The sequence below is a fragment of the Nonomuraea sp. NPDC050478 genome, from assembly GCF_044458265.1.
In the GTDB taxonomy this organism is placed as follows: Bacteria; Actinomycetota; Actinomycetes; order Streptosporangiales; family Streptosporangiaceae; genus Nonomuraea; species Nonomuraea ferruginea.
The window spans coordinates 940,759-956,143 of record NZ_JBITHT010000004.1; the positions used below are offsets into that span (position 1 = coordinate 940,759).

Annotated in this window: 16 protein-coding genes; 5 read left to right on the forward strand and 11 right to left on the reverse strand. The window is 71.5% G+C overall.

Annotated elements, in window-relative coordinates:
- Positions 1-15: 15 nt before the first annotated feature.
- Positions 16-762: an SDR family oxidoreductase gene (locus ACIBF7_RS24290; RefSeq protein ID WP_397198206.1), complete on the forward strand. Its 747-nt coding sequence runs from the start codon at positions 16-18 to the stop codon at positions 760-762.
- Here the strand turns inward: ACIBF7_RS24290 and ACIBF7_RS24295 are convergent.
- Genes ACIBF7_RS24295 through ACIBF7_RS24305 form a run of 3 tightly spaced genes read right to left on the reverse strand, consistent with a single transcriptional unit; the run spans position 759 to position 2,154 of the window.
- Positions 759-1,574: a RimK family alpha-L-glutamate ligase gene (locus ACIBF7_RS24295; RefSeq protein ID WP_397198207.1), complete on the reverse strand. Its 816-nt coding sequence runs from the start codon at positions 1,572-1,574 to the stop codon at positions 759-761. The two genes, ACIBF7_RS24290 and ACIBF7_RS24295, sit on opposite strands and share 4 nt — an antisense overlap.
- A 50-nt stretch (positions 1,575-1,624) precedes the next feature.
- Positions 1,625-1,876 carry a hypothetical protein gene (locus tag ACIBF7_RS24300; RefSeq protein ID WP_148033634.1) on the reverse strand — a complete coding sequence of 84 codons (252 nt, stop codon included), beginning with the start codon at positions 1,874-1,876 and terminating at the stop codon, positions 1,625-1,627.
- A 20-nt stretch (positions 1,877-1,896) separates the two neighbouring features.
- Positions 1,897-2,154, reverse strand: a complete 258-nt coding sequence (locus ACIBF7_RS24305; RefSeq protein WP_148033635.1) for a hypothetical protein — start codon at positions 2,152-2,154, stop codon at positions 1,897-1,899.
- Positions 2,155-2,336: 182 nt separating this feature from the next.
- On the opposite strand from ACIBF7_RS24305, the gene ACIBF7_RS24310 reads away from it, so the two are divergent.
- Entirely contained in the window at positions 2,337-3,017 is a 681-nt protein-coding gene (locus ACIBF7_RS24310; RefSeq protein WP_397198208.1) for an NIPSNAP family protein, read from the forward strand.
- A 132-nt stretch (positions 3,018-3,149) separates the two neighbouring features.
- Here ACIBF7_RS24310 and ACIBF7_RS24315 read toward each other — a convergent pair whose 3' ends face one another.
- Positions 3,150-4,661, reverse strand: coding sequence for a glycoside hydrolase family 3 protein (locus tag ACIBF7_RS24315; protein ID WP_397198209.1), 1,512 nt, complete (start codon positions 4,659-4,661; stop codon positions 3,150-3,152).
- A gap of 360 nt (positions 4,662-5,021) precedes the next feature.
- Between ACIBF7_RS24315 and ACIBF7_RS24320 the strand changes: the two genes are divergently transcribed.
- Both ACIBF7_RS24320 and ACIBF7_RS24325 read left to right on the forward strand, forming a co-directional pair.
- Positions 5,022-5,699, forward strand: a complete 678-nt coding sequence (locus tag ACIBF7_RS24320; protein ID WP_397198210.1) for a TetR/AcrR family transcriptional regulator — start codon at positions 5,022-5,024, stop codon at positions 5,697-5,699.
- Positions 5,696-6,370 (forward strand): DNA alkylation repair protein, encoded by a 675-nt coding sequence (locus ACIBF7_RS24325; protein ID WP_397198211.1) that lies wholly within the window; start codon positions 5,696-5,698, stop codon positions 6,368-6,370. Before ACIBF7_RS24320 ends, ACIBF7_RS24325 begins: the two co-directional genes overlap by 4 nt.
- Position 6,371: 1 nt before the next feature.
- Here the strand turns inward: ACIBF7_RS24325 and ACIBF7_RS24330 are convergent, their stop codons facing one another.
- Positions 6,372-7,310: a LysR family transcriptional regulator gene (locus tag ACIBF7_RS24330; RefSeq protein ID WP_397198270.1), complete on the reverse strand. Its 939-nt coding sequence runs from the start codon at positions 7,308-7,310 to the stop codon at positions 6,372-6,374.
- Between the two features lie 82 nt (positions 7,311-7,392).
- Between ACIBF7_RS24330 and metE the strand changes: the two genes are divergently transcribed.
- Entirely contained in the window at positions 7,393-9,573 is a 2,181-nt protein-coding gene (metE, locus tag ACIBF7_RS24335) for a 5-methyltetrahydropteroyltriglutamate--homocysteine S-methyltransferase (RefSeq protein ID WP_397198212.1), read from the forward strand.
- Here metE and ACIBF7_RS24340 read toward each other — a convergent pair.
- The 6 genes from ACIBF7_RS24340 to ACIBF7_RS24365 are packed head-to-tail and all read right to left on the reverse strand — an operon-like array spanning position 9,563 to position 15,326.
- Complete coding sequence (locus ACIBF7_RS24340; protein WP_271278510.1) at positions 9,563-10,408, reverse strand: phosphotransferase family protein; 846 nt, start codon at positions 10,406-10,408, stop codon at positions 9,563-9,565. The genes metE and ACIBF7_RS24340 overlap by 11 nt on opposite strands.
- 53 nt (positions 10,409-10,461) lie before the next feature.
- Positions 10,462-11,376, reverse strand: a complete 915-nt coding sequence (locus tag ACIBF7_RS24345; protein WP_148033643.1) for a carbohydrate ABC transporter permease — start codon at positions 11,374-11,376, stop codon at positions 10,462-10,464.
- Between the two features lie 5 nt (positions 11,377-11,381).
- Entirely contained in the window at positions 11,382-12,293 is a 912-nt protein-coding gene (locus ACIBF7_RS24350; protein ID WP_271278509.1) for a carbohydrate ABC transporter permease, read from the reverse strand.
- The gene (gene ngcE, locus ACIBF7_RS24355) at positions 12,293-13,696 is read right to left on the reverse strand and encodes an N-acetylglucosamine/diacetylchitobiose ABC transporter substrate-binding protein (protein WP_397198214.1); all 1,404 of its coding nucleotides are present in this window, start codon (positions 13,694-13,696) and stop codon (positions 12,293-12,295) included. Before ngcE ends, ACIBF7_RS24350 begins: the two co-directional genes overlap by 1 nt.
- 25 nt (positions 13,697-13,721) lie before the next feature.
- Entirely contained in the window at positions 13,722-14,450 is a 729-nt protein-coding gene (locus ACIBF7_RS24360; protein ID WP_148033646.1) for a sugar isomerase domain-containing protein, read from the reverse strand.
- Positions 14,451-15,326: a MurR/RpiR family transcriptional regulator gene (locus ACIBF7_RS24365; protein ID WP_219544253.1), complete on the reverse strand. Its 876-nt coding sequence runs from the start codon at positions 15,324-15,326 to the stop codon at positions 14,451-14,453. It lies immediately after the preceding gene.
- Positions 15,327-15,385: the final 59 nt, after the last annotated feature.

Here is a 15,385-nt window from a genome sequence, read left to right on the forward strand (position 1 = left end):
GCATGCTTCCGGAACATGACTCTGTTCTCGGTGGAAGGCAAGACAGTCGTCGTCACCGGCGGCTCCCGGGGCATCGGCCGCATGATCGCGGCCGGGTTCACGGCGGCCGGCGCGAAGGTCGTCATCTCCGCGCGCAAGGCCGCCGAGGTGGAGCGGACCGCCGCCGACCTCGGCTGCACGGCCGTGGTCGCCGACCTGTCCACGCCCGAGGGGGTGGACGCGCTGGTGTCGGCGGTCTCGGGGCCGCTGCACGTGCTCATCAACAACGCGGGCGCGACCTGGGGCGCGCCGCTGGAGGAGTATCCCGGGCACGCCTTCGACAAGCTCTGGAACATCAACGTCAAGGGCGCCTTCACGCTCGTCCAGCGCCTGCTGCCGCGGTTGCGCGAGGCGGCGGGCGAGGACGACCCGGCACGGGTGATCAACGTCGGCTCGGTCGACGGCATCAGAGTGCCGGTGATGGAGACGTACGCCTACTCCTCCACCAAGGCGGCCGTGCACATGCTGACCCGGCACCTGGCCAGGCAACTGGCCCCGGAGCACATCACCGTGAACGCGATCGCCCCCGGCCCGTTCGACTCCAAGATGATGGCCTTCGCGCTGGACGACCCGTCGACCCGGGCCTCCATCGCCTCGAACGTGCCGCTCGGCCGCATCGGACGGCCCGACGACATGGCCGGGGCGGCGATCTTCCTGGCCTCGCGCGCCGGCGCCTACCTGACCGGGACCGTCATCCCGGTGGACGGCGGAATCACGGCCTAGAGCAGCTCGCGCAGCGCCGCGGCGAACGCGGCGGCGGAGCCGGGGACCTGGCGCAGGTAGAGGTACGGCTCGGTCAGCTCCAGCTCGATCAGGGCAGGGGCGCCGCCGGGTAGCCGGACCAGGTCGATCCTGGCGTACAGAAGGGGCTGTGGGATGGCGGCGAGCACCTTCTCGGCGAGTTCGACCTGGTCCGGGGCCGGTGTGCGCGGCTGCGCCCAGATGTTGTCGACGCCCGTCATGCCGGGGGCCAGCATGGGCGAGCGGCGGACGGCATGGCTGAAGCGACGGTTGAAGTAGAGCAGCGAGGTCTCGCCCTCCGCCTCGACCATGTCCAGGTAGGGCTGGACCATGGGGGTGCGGCCGGCGGCCTCGAGCGCGGCGGCGAAGGCCGTGGCCTCGGCGCGGTCGGAGGTCCTGATCGTGTCGCGGGCGCTCGCCGAGATCGTGGGCTTGACGACGTACTCCCGGTGGTCCGGCAGGTCGCGGGAGGACCAGTGGGTGGGCACGATCGGCAGGCCGAGGTCGCGCAGGTAGGTCTTGTCGGTGTTGGACTCCAGGACGGCGGCCGGGTTGAGCAGCCGGGCGACGCGCTCCACGCGCCGGGTCCAGGCCAGGAACTCGGCCCTGCGGTCGCAGTAGTCCCAGACGGATCGGACGACGACGGCGTCGTAGGCGCTCCAGTCGGCCTCCGGGTCGTCCCAGCGCTCGGTCCGGCCTTCGAGGCCGGCCTCGCGCCAGGCGGCCAGGACGAGGTCGCGCTCGTCATCGTGGCCATCCGGGTCGTCGAAGGTGACGTAAGCACACAGAACCATCCGGAGATGGTAGCGCCCGCGCCCCCGGGCAGCGCGGGCGCATCCACCTGCTAGTCGACGTCGACGGCCACGCGGGCCCAGCTGCGGTTGGTCGCCACGACCGCGTTGCCGTTGATGTTGGTCACGTTGGTCGCGGCCGAGCCGCCGCGGTTGCTCGTGCCGATGTTGCTGAAGTTGTTGCCCGTCTGCGACGACTCGCTGTTGCGGCTGTCGTTGTCGATCCGGGTGTCGGCGTGAGCGGGGACGGCCATGAGGGCGAGGCCGGCGGCGGTGAACCCGATGAGCGCGAGCTTCTTGATCATTTCTTGGTGGTCCCTTCGGATCAGAAGAAGATGTAGGTGATGGCGGTGCTGCCGTTGGCCGCCGTGATGGCGTAGCCGTTGAGGTTGTTGACGTTGACCGACCGGCCCCAGCCGTGGTTGGCCGAGCCGACGCGGGAGAACGTGTTGCCCGACTGTGACGACGAGGTGTTGGTGCTCCAGTTGTCGGTCCAGCTGTCGGCGTGCGCCGGTGCGGCCAGCACCGTGACGCCGACCGCTGTCGCCACCACGAAGCCCGTGGCGCACAGCTTCTTGATCACTTCAGCTCCTTCGTCGTGTGAGGGCAGGCGAACGCCCTCATTGACCTGCCTTGACCCGGGGGGGTCAAAGCCAAAGCGATCGTATAACCCTGGGTAGCCAATCAACAGCATATGGTGATCAGAAGATTGTTCTGCGCCATCCCTGACGGAAGACGTCAGTGTCCCGGGCCTAGCGTCACCGCATGATCTACGAGCTTCGCCGCTACACCATGGTGCCCGGCGCCCGTGACGTGCTCATCGACCTGTTCGAGCGGGAGTTCGTCGAGACGCAGGAAGAGGCGGGGATGCGGATCGTCGGCCACTTCCGCAATCCCGACGACCCCGACCAGTACCCCTGGATCCGCTCATTTCCTGACATGGAGGCACGCAAGGCGGCGCTGACCGCCTTCTACTCGGGGCCCGCCTGGAAGGCGAACCGCGACGCGGCCAACGCCACCATGCTCGACTCCGACGACGTCCTCCTGCTCCGCCCCGTCTCCGCGCCCCACACCCCCGCCTGGTCCTGGCCGCGCCCCCTCGCCCCCACCGGCCCGCGCCCGCCGGTGGGCGCCACCGCTCTCCCCTCTTCCCTGTACGTGGCCACGATCTGCCACGTCGAGGACGGGTTCGCGGCGTACTTCGCCTCCCAGGTGGCGCCCGCCCTGGTGTCAGCCGGGGCGCCGCCTCTCGCCTGCTTCGAGACCGAGCCCGCGGCCAACACCTTCCCGGCTCTTCCCGTACGGGAGGGAGAGAACGTGTTCGTCTGGCTGACCCGTTTCGAGCGAGCGGCCGACGAACTCCCCCTCCCCACCCTCGACGCTTACCTGACAGCACCCCCACACCGCCTCCGCCTCACCCCCGCCGCCCGCTCAGCCCTCAGGTGATGGGCGTGCCGCCTCCTCTTCCCCTCCGCCCGCCCGGCCCTCAGCTGACGGGCGCCCCTTCCTCGCCTCTCCGCTTGGCTCCCACGCGACCGGCGCGCAGCCTCCACCTCTCCCCACCGGCCCGCGCGGTCCTCAGGTGATGGGCGTGCCGGCGATTACTTCTGCGGCGGCCTGGCCGCAGACACGGGCGGCGCCGTAAGTGGCGATGTGGACGGCGCCGAGGTCCGCGCGGTGCGGCAGGCCCATCTCCACCACCACCGCGTCCGGGCGGGCGCTGAGCAGGTGACGCAGCGCCTCGGCCTGCCACGGGTGCCGGTGGGCGTCGCGGACCACGAGCACGAGCCCGCGGCCGGTGATTCGGGCGAGCAGGTCCTCGATCGCGGCCCCGGTGGCCTGGCCGGCGGCGAACCGGGTCGCGGTGGTGCCCGGCAGCAGCTCGGCGAGGGGCGCGGCCACGCCCCATGGAGTGGCCTTGTCGATGGCCATGTGCGTCTCGGGGGCGAGCTCCACGACGTGCGGGGCATCGGTCAGCGGCAGCACCGGCGGGCTGGCCCGGCGCGTGACGCGCAGCGCCCGCCGCGCCGCCACCAGCCCGATCCCACCACCGGCCCGCGTGGCACCCGCGGTACCGCCCGCACCGTCTGTGCTGCCCGGGGAAGTGGTCCAGAGTGCCAGCTCGCGGACCCTGCGGGCGGCGTCGGCCAGTCTCTCCTCGGGCAGCAGCCCTTCGGTCACCGCGGCGAGGATGGCGTCGCGCATCGCGTCGATGGTGGCCTCGTCGTAGCTTTCGCCGCCGACGCAGATGGCGTCCGCACCCGCGGCGATGGCGCGGGCGGCGGCACCGCCGATGCCGTACGGACCGGAGACGGAGGTCATCTCGATCCCGTCGGTGACGATCACGCCGTCGAAGCCGAGCTCCTCGCGCAGCAGGCCGGTGAGGACCTTGGGGCTGAGCGTGGCGGGCAGGTGCGGGTCGTACGAGGGCACGAGCAGGTGCCCGGTCATGACGGCCCGCACGCCCTCGGCGATGGCCGCGCGGAACGGCCGCAGGGCCTGCTCGATGCCGCCGTCCGCGACGACCGGCACGCCGTGGTGGGAGTCGACCGAGGCGTCCCCGTGCCCGGGGAAGTGCTTGGCGCAGGCCGCGACGCCCGCGGACTGCAGGCCGCGGATGAACGCCCGGGTGTGCCGGGCGACCAGCTCGGGGTCGGCGCCGAAGGCACGCAGCCCGATGACGGGGTTGCGGGGGTTGGAGTTCACGTCGGCGGAGGGCGCGAAGTCGATGCCGATCCCGACGGCCGCGAGATCCAGCCCCAGGTCGCGGGCGAGCTCCTCGGTCAGGGCGGGGTCGTCCACGACGCCGAGCGCGTAGCCGCCGGGGCGGCTGCTGCCCGTGGCGACCTCCAGCCTGGTCACCTCGCCGGTCTCCTCGTCGGTGCCGACCAGCACGTGCGGGTTCTCGGCGCGCAGGGCCGCCGTGAGGCGGGCCACCTGCTCGGGATCGGCGATGTTGCGGGAGAACAGCACCACCCCGGCCAGTCCGTCGGAGAGTCTGCGGCGCAGCCACTCGGGCGGCGTGTGCCCCGCGAAACCCGGCAGGAGGACGGCGTCGGTCATGCGGAGGAGATCGCGGCTCGGAGGCATGAACCGCAATCTAATAGGAAAGTTTCTTATTTGCTAGAGGCGTTCCCGAACGTCACCCCGTCCCCCGTGATGACGAAGTTGGCCACCGTCACCCCGCGAGCGCCCTTCCACCTAGAAGTCCCGCCGCCGCCCCGCATCTCTTGGTCGCCGCCAGGGCCGGAAACGAACCGCGCCCGCCGCCGGAGGGGCCGCGCTGGTGGGGTGGTCCGGTCCGGAGGATCACGCCGTCGGGCAGCGAACCCCGACGCGACGCCGATAGTGAACGGGTTTGCCGTGTGTTCATGGTGGCCCGGAAGCGCTGGATAATGGCTGGGAGCGGTGGAATCAACTGTTCACCAAGCGCTTGGTCGAGGGCGCATAATGGTGTCCGTGACAACGCGAAAGAACTCCGGCGACACCGCCACCCAGGCGAAGCGTGCCGGCGCCGCCTCCTCCGGGGCGGCGTCCGAGCGCCGCGAACATCTCGTCAGACTCGCCGCGGAGCTCTTCGCCGCCAAGGGATTCCAGGCCACGACCGTCCGGCAGATCGCCCAGGAGGCGGGCATCCTCTCGGGCAGCCTCTACCACCACTTCGACTCGAAAGAGGCGATCGTCGACGAGGTGCTGTCCACCTTCCTCGACGACGTCACCGCCCGCTACCGCGCCGCCGTCGCGGGCGGCGACGACCCGCTCGCGGTGCTGACGGAGATGGTCCGCATCGGGTTCGGCACGCTGGAGCCGCACCGCGCCGCGATCACCGTGATGCAGAACGACTGGAACTACCTGCGTCAGTTCGAGCGCTTCAACTACCTGGTCAAGGCCGAGGAGGAGGTCGAGCAGATCTGGGTGACGCAGATCAGGGCCGGCCAGGCGGCCGGGCAGCTCCGCGACGACGTCGACCCGAAGCTGACCTACCGGATGATCCGCGACACGATCTGGGTGGCGGTGCGCTGGTTCCGCCCCGACGGCAGGCTCGACACGGCCGCGCTGGCCGAACACTTCGTCACCGTCCTGTTCGACGGCCTGGCCACCGGCGAGCGGACCTCGCAGCGGGTATGAGCCTGACCGACGAGGTGCGGCTGGCGTTGCGCAAGGCGGCGGAGCCCGGCAAGGCGGCCGCCATGCGGGCCTACATGAAGTCGGCGATGCCGTTCCTCGGCGTCCAGGCCGGGCCGCGGCGGGCCGCGCTCCGGCAGGTGTTCGCCGACCATCCCCTGGAGACGGCGCCCGAGTGGCGGCGGGCGGTGCTGCGGCTGTGGCGCGAGGCCGAGTTCCGCGAGGAGCGCTACGCCGCGATCGAGCTGACCGGCTTCCGCCTCTACCGCGACTTCCAGACCCTCTACACGGTCCCGATGTACGAGGAGATGATCGTCACCGGCGCCTGGTGGGATCTGGTGGACGAGCTGGCCACACACCGCGTCGGCGGATTGCTGGCCGCCTTCCCCGAGACGATGCGGCCGCTCATGCTGGAGTGGGCGCACGCCGGCGACCTGTGGAAGCGGCGCACGGCGATCCTGTGCCAGAACCGGTTCAAGGCCCGCACGGACACCGCCCTGCTGTACGCGTGCATCGAGCCGAGCCTGTCCGACAACGACTTCTTCGCACGCAAGGCGATCGGGTGGGCGCTGCGCGAGTACGCCAAGACGAACCCGGACGAGGTGGTGCGTTACGTACGGGCCAAGGGCATCTCGGGGCTGAGCCGCCGAGAGGCGCTGAAGAACATCACGTAGCTCATCTGGTCCACAGCGCGTCCTGCATCGCCTGGACGAGCGCCAGCAGCTCGTTCGTGACCCGCTCCCTGGACCAGGCCAGCGCGTACGTGATCTGGAGGTCGGCGCCCTCCAGCGGCACGAACACGACGTCGTCGCGCCGCACGCTCCGCACCAGCAGGTGCGGGATCGGCAGCACCCCCGCCCCGGCGGCCACCAGGTCGAGCGCGGCCCCGAAGTCGTCGTCGCGCACCATGCGCGGATGCCCCGGCAACCCCGCCCACCGCCGTCCACCGGGCGTCAGCACCACCAGCCCGGCAAGCTCCGCCGGCCGCACCTCCCCCCGTCCGGACTCCGCCGGGCGGGGCTCCGCTGGACGGGGGGTGTCCAGCGCTGTCGTACGGGGTGTGCGGGACGGTCTTGCGAGGTGGGGCTCGGGGGCGCGGGCCGCCAGGGGGTGAGTGGGCGGGACGGCGAGGTGGTCGACGGTCACGTGGAAGCGTGCGGCGGTGGTGAAGCGGGCCGGGGCCGGAGTGGCCAGGATGGCGGCCGACACCTCGCCCGCGTCCAGGGCGGCCGCGGCGGCGGCGCGGCCCGCCGCGTGCAGTTCGACCGCCACCGGTGGAGTGCGGCCGGCCATGCGCCGGGCGATGCGGGCGGCCAGCGGGCCGGCGAGCGGTGGATAAGCCAGGTGAATGACCGGCCGGGCCAGCCGGGACGCCTCCGCCGTGAAGGCCGCCGCCGACTCCAGGACCTGCTCGGCGTACGGCAGCAGCGCCGCCCCGGCCGCCGTGAGCCGCACCGTACGGGCGCTGCGCTCGAAGAGGCGGACGCCGGTGGCGCGTTCGAGCCGGGCCACGGCCTGGCTGACGGCCGGCTGGGACATGCCCAGGTCGGCGGCGGCACGGGAGAAGCTCAGCCGCGCCGCCACCCGGGCGAAGCACTGGATCTCCCTGGCCATAAGCGTCACGAATAGATGATGCACGAGGCGGCCGGAGCCGTGCACGATGCCCGGACGTCCACGATCGTCTTGAGGAGCCTCGATGCCCGCTTTCCCTCAGTCCACCGTGCTCGGATACCCGCGGATCGGCCCCCGCAGGGAGTTGAAGCGCGCCCTGGAGTCGTACTGGGACGGCCGCGCCACCCGTGACGAGCTGGAGGCGGCCGGCGCCGCGATCCGGGCGTCGACCTGGCGCAGGCTGGCCGAGCTGGGCCTGGAAGGGCTGCCGTCGAACACGTTCTCCCTCTACGACCAGGTGCTCGACACGGCCGTGCTGCTGGGCGCGGTGCCGGAGCGCTACCGGGAGGCGGCGGACCCGTACTTCGCGATGGCGCGCGGCGCCGACGGGCTGGCGCCGCTGCGGATGACGAAGTGGTTCGACACGAACTACCACTACATCGTGCCGGAGATCGGCCCGGAGACGGCCTTCAAGCTGGACGCGGCCAAGCCGCTGGGCGAGGTGCGGGAGGCGCGGGCGCTGGGGTACGAGACGCGGCCGGTGGTGGTCGGGCCGGTGACGTTCCTGCTGCTGTCGGCGGATCCCGAGGCGGCGCTGGCGCGGCTGGACGACGTGCTCGCCTGCTACGAGGAGCTGCTCGGGGCTCTGGCGGCCGAGGGCGTGGCATGGGTGCAGCTCGACGAGCCGGCGCTGGTGGCGGACCGGACGCCGGACGAGCTGGCGGCGGTGCGGACCGCCTACGAGCGGCTGGGGAACGTGGCGGCCCGGCCGGGGCTGTTCGTGGCCTCGTACTTCGGGCATCTCGGGGAGGCGCTGCCGGTGCTGGCGGCGACCCCGGTGGAGGCCGTCGGGGTGGACCTGGTGCGCGGCGGCGCCGACGGGCTGGCCGCGCTGGCGGGCAAGACGGTGGTGGCCGGCGTGGTGTCGGGGCGGGACGTGTGGCGGACGTCGCCGTCGCGGGCGGCGCGCGCCCTGGCGGCGGTGCGCGAGCACGCGGACCAGGTGACGGTCAGCACGTCGTGCTCGCTGCTGCATGTCCCGTACGACGTCACCGCCGAGCCCGGCCTCGACCCGGCGCTCCGGGGCCGCCTCGCCTTCGCCGAGCAGAAGGTCTCCGAGGTCGTGGCCCTCTCCCGTACGGCCCCGCCGGTGCAGGACGGCGGTGAGGACGCGCGGGCACACCGGGCGGGGACTGCGGATGTGAGCGTGGGCGCGGGGCGGAGTGCGTACGAGGTGCGGGCGCGGGCGCAGGCGGAGCGGCTCAAGCTGCCGCTGCTGCCGGTGACCACCATCGGGTCGTTCCCGCAGACGGGTGAGCTGCGGGCGGCGCGGGCGGGCGTGGCGGCGGGGACGCTCGACGCGGAGGAGTACGAGAGCCGGGTGCGGGCCGAGGTCGAGCGGGTGATCCGGCTGCAGGAGCGCCTCGGCCTGGACGTGCTGGTGCACGGCGAGCCCGAGCGCAACGACATGGTGCAGTACTTCGCCGAGCACCTCGAAGGCTTCGCGGTCACCGCGAACGGCTGGGTCCAGTCGTACGGGTCGCGCTGCACCAGGCCGCCCATCCTGCACGGCGACGTGTCGCGGCCGGAGCCGATCACCGTGCGGTGGGCCGCGTACGCGGGGTCGCTCACGGACCGGCCGGTCAAGGGGATGCTCACCGGCCCGGTGACGATCGTGGCCTGGTCGTTCGTCCGGGACGACCTGCCGCTGCGTGAGGTGGTGCGCCAGGTGGCGGACGCGGTGCGGGAGGAGGTGCGCGACCTGGAGGCGGCCGGCGTGCCGATCATCCAGGTGGACGAGCCGGCGCTGCGCGAGCTGCTGCCGCTGCGCCGGTCGGCGCAGGCCGGCTACCTGGAGTGGGCGGTGGCCGCGTACCGCAGGGCGACCTCCGGCGCGGGCGACCGCACGCAGATCCACACCCACCTGTGCTACTCGAACGCCGACCAGATCCTGGCCGCGATCGACGGGCTGGACGCGGACGTGACCACGATCGAGTCGGCCCGGTCGGGGGCGCGGATCCTGGACGCGGTCGGGTCGTTCGGGCGCGGGCTGGGGCCGGGCGTGTACGACATCCACTCGCCGCGGGTGCCCGACGCGGCCGAGGTCGAGGGCCTGCTACGGCGGACGCTGGCGGTGCTGCCGGCCGGGCGGGTCTGGGTGAACCCGGACTGCGGGCTGAAGACCCGCACCTACGAGGAGGTGGAGGCGTCGCTGGCGAACGTGGTCGCGGCGGCGGCGGGGCTGCGCGCCGAGCTCAGCCGGTGAAGGTCCACTCCAGGTGGGCCAGGGCGGCCTCGGCGTAGCGGGCCGGGCCGGTGCTGAGGCCGTAGGCGAGGTCCTCGATGAGGGCGCAGCGGGCGTAGAACAGCGCCCGCCGCCGGTCCTCGCCGTCGAAGGGCCCGTCGTACGAGGCCAGGACCAGGTCGAGCACCTCCGGCCCGAGGTCACGCAAGATCTTGGCGAAGTCGTGGGCCGGGTCGGTGACGGCGGCGTCGGTCCAGTCGATGACGCCGGTCAGCGTGCTGGTCGCGGCGTCGGCCAGGAGGTGCTCGGCGCCGAGGTCGTTGTGGCAGAAGCGGAGGGTGCTCGGCTCCGGCGGCGGCTCGGCTGCGAGGAACCGCTCCACCAGGGGCCGCTGCCCGGCCGGGACGTGCCGCTCGACGTCGCGGTAGTCGAGCTGGGCGTCGTGCAGCAGGGTCGGCGCGGGATAGAGGTCGGGCGGCGCCAGCTCGCGCATCCGCTCGACCGGGGCGGCGTGCAGCGCGCTGAGCAGGCCGCCGAGCGGCTCGGCCAGCCGCTTCGGGTCGGGCACGGGGTGCTGGTCGAGGGGCAGCCCCGGCAGCGCGTGGTAGGCGATGACGCCCGCCCGCTCGTCGGCGAACAGCACCTCCGGCACCCGCACCGCGACCAGGTCCTTGACCACGGCCAGCAGGGCGACCTCGCGCCGGACGGAGCCCGGGTCCGAGACGCGGGCGCGGACGATGAGCTCGCCGTTGACCAGATGCACGGTGTTGTCCAGGCCGTCACCGCTGGGCACGGCGGTGTGCACCTCGTAGCCGGGGAGGTGGCGGGCCAGCAACGCGCGGATGTCGCCGATCACATCCTGAAGCGTAGGGCCACCACCCCGTGCACGCGAGCCATATTCATGATTGGTTATTTGAGCGCTCCCGCCGTGAGCCCGGCCTGGATCTGGCGCTGGAAGACCGTGTAGACCACCAGCATCGGCAGGATGGCCAGAGTCAGCGCGGCGAACAGGGCCGCCCAGTCCTGGTCGTAGCCCGCCGCGGTCGAGATGTCGGCGATGCCCTGGGTGAGCACCCACTTGTCGCGCTCCTGCAGCAGCACCAGCGGGAGCTGGTACTGGTTCCACTGGCCGAGCACGTTGAAGATGGTGATGCTCACCAGCCCCGGCTTGGCCATCGGCAGCATGATCTGGAAGAACACTCGGGTGTGCGAGGCCCCGTCGACCCTGGCCGCCTCCGCGACCGCGGTGGGCAGCGTACGGAAGAACGCCGACAGGAAGAACACGGTGAAGGGCATCGAGTACGCGATGTACACCAGCACCAGCCCGGCGTGCGTGTTCAGCCCGATGAACGGGCCGACCAGCGGGACGTTCCCCATGTTCTGCACCACGAAGAACAGCGGCGTCAGCGCCAGGTAGACCGGGAAGGCCAGCCCCGACACGAACAGCAGGTAGACGGCCCGGTTGCCGCGGAACGGGTAGCGGGCCAGCACGTAGGCGGCCATCGACCCGACCAGCATGGTGCCGAACGTGCTGAACGACACGACGACGACGCTGTTGAGCATGTACTGCCCGATCTGTGCCTGTTCCCAGGCGCGGGCGAAGTTGTCCCACTGCAGGGCGGCGGGGAGGGACCAGGCGTCGCCGAAGATCTCCTCCTCGCTCTTCACCGAGGCGAGGAACGTCCACAGGATCGGCACCACGGTCAGCACCGTCCACACCAGCAGGGCGATGTGGGTGAGGATCGACAGCGGCCCGAGCCGCCTGCGGCGTTCGCGGCGGGCGAGACTGCGCGAGTTCGCGACCGTCCATGATGTCGTGGTCATTGTCGTCAGTACTCGATTCGTTCGCGGCGGGACAGGCGCAGCGACAGGATCGCGAAGCCGATGGTGAAGAAGAACATCACGACGCCCAGCGCCGAGGCGTAGCCGAAGCGGAAGTACTGGAACGCGTTGCGGTAGATCTCGGTGGCCATCACGGTGGTGGAGAAGTCGGGCCCGCCGTGCTGGTCGGTCATCACCCACACGATCGCGAACACGTCCAGCGCCAGGATGCCCAGGTAGACCCAGGCGACCTGCACGGTGTCCCAGAGCAGCGGCAGCGTGACGCGGAAGAACAGGCTGAACCGGCCGGCCCCGTCGATCTGGGCCGCCTCGAACATGTCGCGCGGGATCGACGCCAGCCCGGCCGAGAACAGCACCACGTAGAAGCCGACCGCCTGCCACACCATGACGCCCAGGACGGACCAGAACGCGATGTCCGGATCCGACAGGAAGCCGACGGGGTCCATCCCGATGGCCATCAGCGGCGCGTTCAGCATGCCGCTGTCGTCGGGCCTGAACACCTGCTGGAACAGCACCGCGACCACGGTCACGGCGAGCACCTGCGGGAAGAAGAACACCACCCGGTAGAACCTGGACCCGGCCACGCCCGCCACGCCCCGCCCCTCGCGTCCCACGTTGAGCAGGAACGCGAAGAACAGGGCGATGACGATCGTCAGCAGCGGCAGCAGCACGAGCAGCGCCGCGTTGTGGGTGACCGCCTTCCAGAAGATGCCGTCGGAGAACAACCGGATGAAGTTGTCGAACCCGATGAAGTTGGGTGTGGCGGTCACCCCCCGCCAGTCGGTCATCGCGATGTAGAACGCCTGCATGTACGGCGAGATCACGTAGACCAGGTAGAGCGTGACGGGCGCCGCCAGGAAGGACAGGATGAACAGGCCCCGGCGGTACGTGTTGAACATCAGCGCTTGTACTTCTTGATCGCGGAGTCGGCCTTCAGCTCGTCCGCCTTCTTCTGCAGCCGCTCCACGTACTTCTCGGGCGTGACGCCGCCGGTCATGAGCTGGCCGGTGGCGGCCACGGCCTCGTCGTGCAGCTGGCCGTACCAGCTGCGCCAGCGGTAGTAGACGGTGTTGGCGCCGGCGGCGGCGAGCGCCTCGGTGGCGCTCTTGGCGCCCGGCGACAGGTCGCGGCCCTCGCCCGCGCCCTTCACCACGGAGACGGTGCTGACGAGCTCGCTGAAGTCGCCGGCCGCCTTCTTCGACAGCATCGCCCGCAGGTACTCCATGCCGCCCTGCGGGTTGGCGCCCCGCGACGGCACGATGAACGACTCTCCCGGCTGGGTGTGCAGGGTGCCGTACGGCATCTTGTCGGAGCCGGTGAAGTCGGGGATGGGGAACATGCCGTACTCGAAGCCCTCGGGCGTGGTGGTCTTCTGCTCGTTCTCCAGCCACGAGCCGCACGGCAGCATGGCGACCTCGTTCTTGTTCTGCGCCGTCTGGGTCTGCACGTGGTCGAGGCCGGCCGTGCCCTGCATCAGGTACTTGGCGCCGACCTCGGCCCAGGCTTCGGCCGCCTGCCGCACCGGCTCGGCGGACCAGGCGCCGTCCTCCAGGTTGTCGATGTTGACCAGCACCTCGTTGCCGCCGATCTTGGCGGCCATGGTGAGAAGCGGCTCGTACAGGTACTGCGGGTGCTTGCCCGCGTATGTGAACGGCGCCATCTTGCCGGCCTTCTTGATCGTCTCGCAGAGGGCGAGGAACTCGTCCCAGGTCTTCGGCACGGTCCAGCCGTTGTCCCTGAAGGTCTTCTGCGAATACCAGATGCCGTGGATGTAGTTGACGTAGCCGAGCACGTGGAACTTGCCGTCGTAGGTGCCGAACTCGACGACGGCCGGGTCCAAGGTGTCCTTGACCTTGACGTTCGGGTCGTCCCAGCTCGGCGCGTCCAGCAGCGGGGCGAGGTCCTGGAGCTGGCCGTCCTGGGCGAGCGCGCCCATGTCCATGGCGTTCGCGCCGGAGTTGTCGATCACGTCGGGCGGGTTGCCGCCGGCGAACCGCGGCTGCAGGACCTTGGTGATCTCCTTGGTGACGTTGTGCTTGATCTCGGCGTCGGGGTACTTGGTCTTGAACAGCGGCTGGTGGATGTCGGTGGCGTAGGCGTTGCCGAAGCCGCCGTCGAAGATCCACACCTCCAGCGGCTTCTTGGCGTCGACGCCGAGCGGGTTGGCCGCGCTGGTGGCCGCCGGGGCCGCCGACGAGGCCGGCGCCTGGGTCTGCGGGGTGGCGCAGGCGGCGAGCGCGCCGGCCACGGGGACCAGCGCCGCGGCGCGGAGAAGGCCGCGCCGGGTGATGTGGGGGGCCATAGGTACTACTCCTGACTTGTCTGGCTCAACGTCGGATGCGCCCTGCGTACCGGCTCTCCAGGGCTCTGTTGTGCTCGTCGCCGCCGGCCACGTTGGCCGACAGGTAGACGGGCGGCGTCTCGCCGAGCGCCACCAGCCGCTCGACCGTCTGGGTGACCATCAGCTGCGCGAGCAGCGCCGAGGTGATCGTGGAGACCGCGCCGTAGGTTCCCCCGCCCGGCAGCTCCAGCACCGCGTCGCCGTACGGGGCGCCGTTGTCGAGGACCACGTCGGCCAGGTCGAGCAGCTTGCCGCCCGACGGGTGGCGTGAGGTCATCTGGACGCTGTGCCTGACCGAGGTGATCGCGATGAGCGGGTGTCCGCGCTCCTTGACGATCGTGGCGAGCTCGACCACCGCGCCGTTCACGCCGGAGCTGGAGATCAGCACGAACACGTCGCGCGGGTCCACGGGCGCCAGCTCGTAGATCCGGTGCGCGATCGCCGGGTCGCGCTCCAGTTCGGAGGTGAGCACGCCGGGCGGCTCTCCCCCGTACAGGACGAGGTCCCTGGGCGAGAGCCGGTTGCTCGGCACCAGCCCGCCCGCGCGTCCGGCGATCTCCATGGCGATGGCCTCGGAGTGGCCGGAACCGAAAGCGTTTACCACACCGCCCGCGCGGAGCCCGGCGACCAGCGCCTCGGCGGCCCGCCCGACCGGCTCCGCTTGGCTCTCCGCGACCTGACGGGCCAGCTCCAGTGCCACGGTTGCGTACGTCATTCAGCCTCTCTCCACCCGGTGACTCTCGACAGCAGTGATCGTCAGCTCGAACGCCTCGTTGGTGCGCTCGTACGTCCGCTGCGCGACCGCCACGTACACCGCGTCCAGCACGAACAGCTGGGAGTGCACGGCGGCCAGCCCGCCGAGCCGGAACGTCGTCTCCCTGCTGGCGGTGGTCAGCACCAGGTCGGCCAGCTCCGCGAGCGGTGAGCGGGCGAACGAGGTGACGGCCACGGTCAGCGCGCCGTGGCTCCCGGCCTCGGCCAGCGACTCCATCACCTCGCGGGTGCGGCCTCTGTGGCTGATGCCGATGGCCACGTCGCCGCCGCGCAGCAGCGCCGCCTCGGACAGGGCCACGTGCGCGTCGTACGCGCTCCAGCACGGGATGCCGATGCGGCGCAGCCGGCCCTCCAGCATGGTCGCCACGTTGCCGCTGGTGGAGACCCCGACCAGGAGCACCCGGCGGGCGGCCACCACGGCGTCGGCGACCTTCGAGACCACCTCGGGATCGAGCTGGGCGGCGGTGTCCTGGATGAGCCGGGTGTCGGCGGCGGCCATCACCTCGATGGCGGCGTCGATCGGGTCGTCGGGGCCGATCTCGTGGCCCACGCCCGCGCCCCAGCCGGCCTGCGCGGCCCTGCCGGTCTCGGTGGCCAGCGCCACCCGCAGCTCGGCGTAGCCGGAGAAGCCGAACGCCCGGCAGAAGCGCGTCACGGTCGCGGGCGAGCTGCCGGCCCGCTCGGCCAGCGCGATGATGGTCGAGCGCGCGGCCTCGGCCGGGTCCTCGAGAATCGCCTCGCCGACCCTGCGCAACGCCTCGGGCAGAGCGGGGAGCTCGGTCTCGATGCGGCCCAGGGCACCTGGAGTCACGAACATTCCTTCCGAACATCCGGCCTTTCGGCGAAAATTATTCTTGCTTACCGGTCACGTCAAGA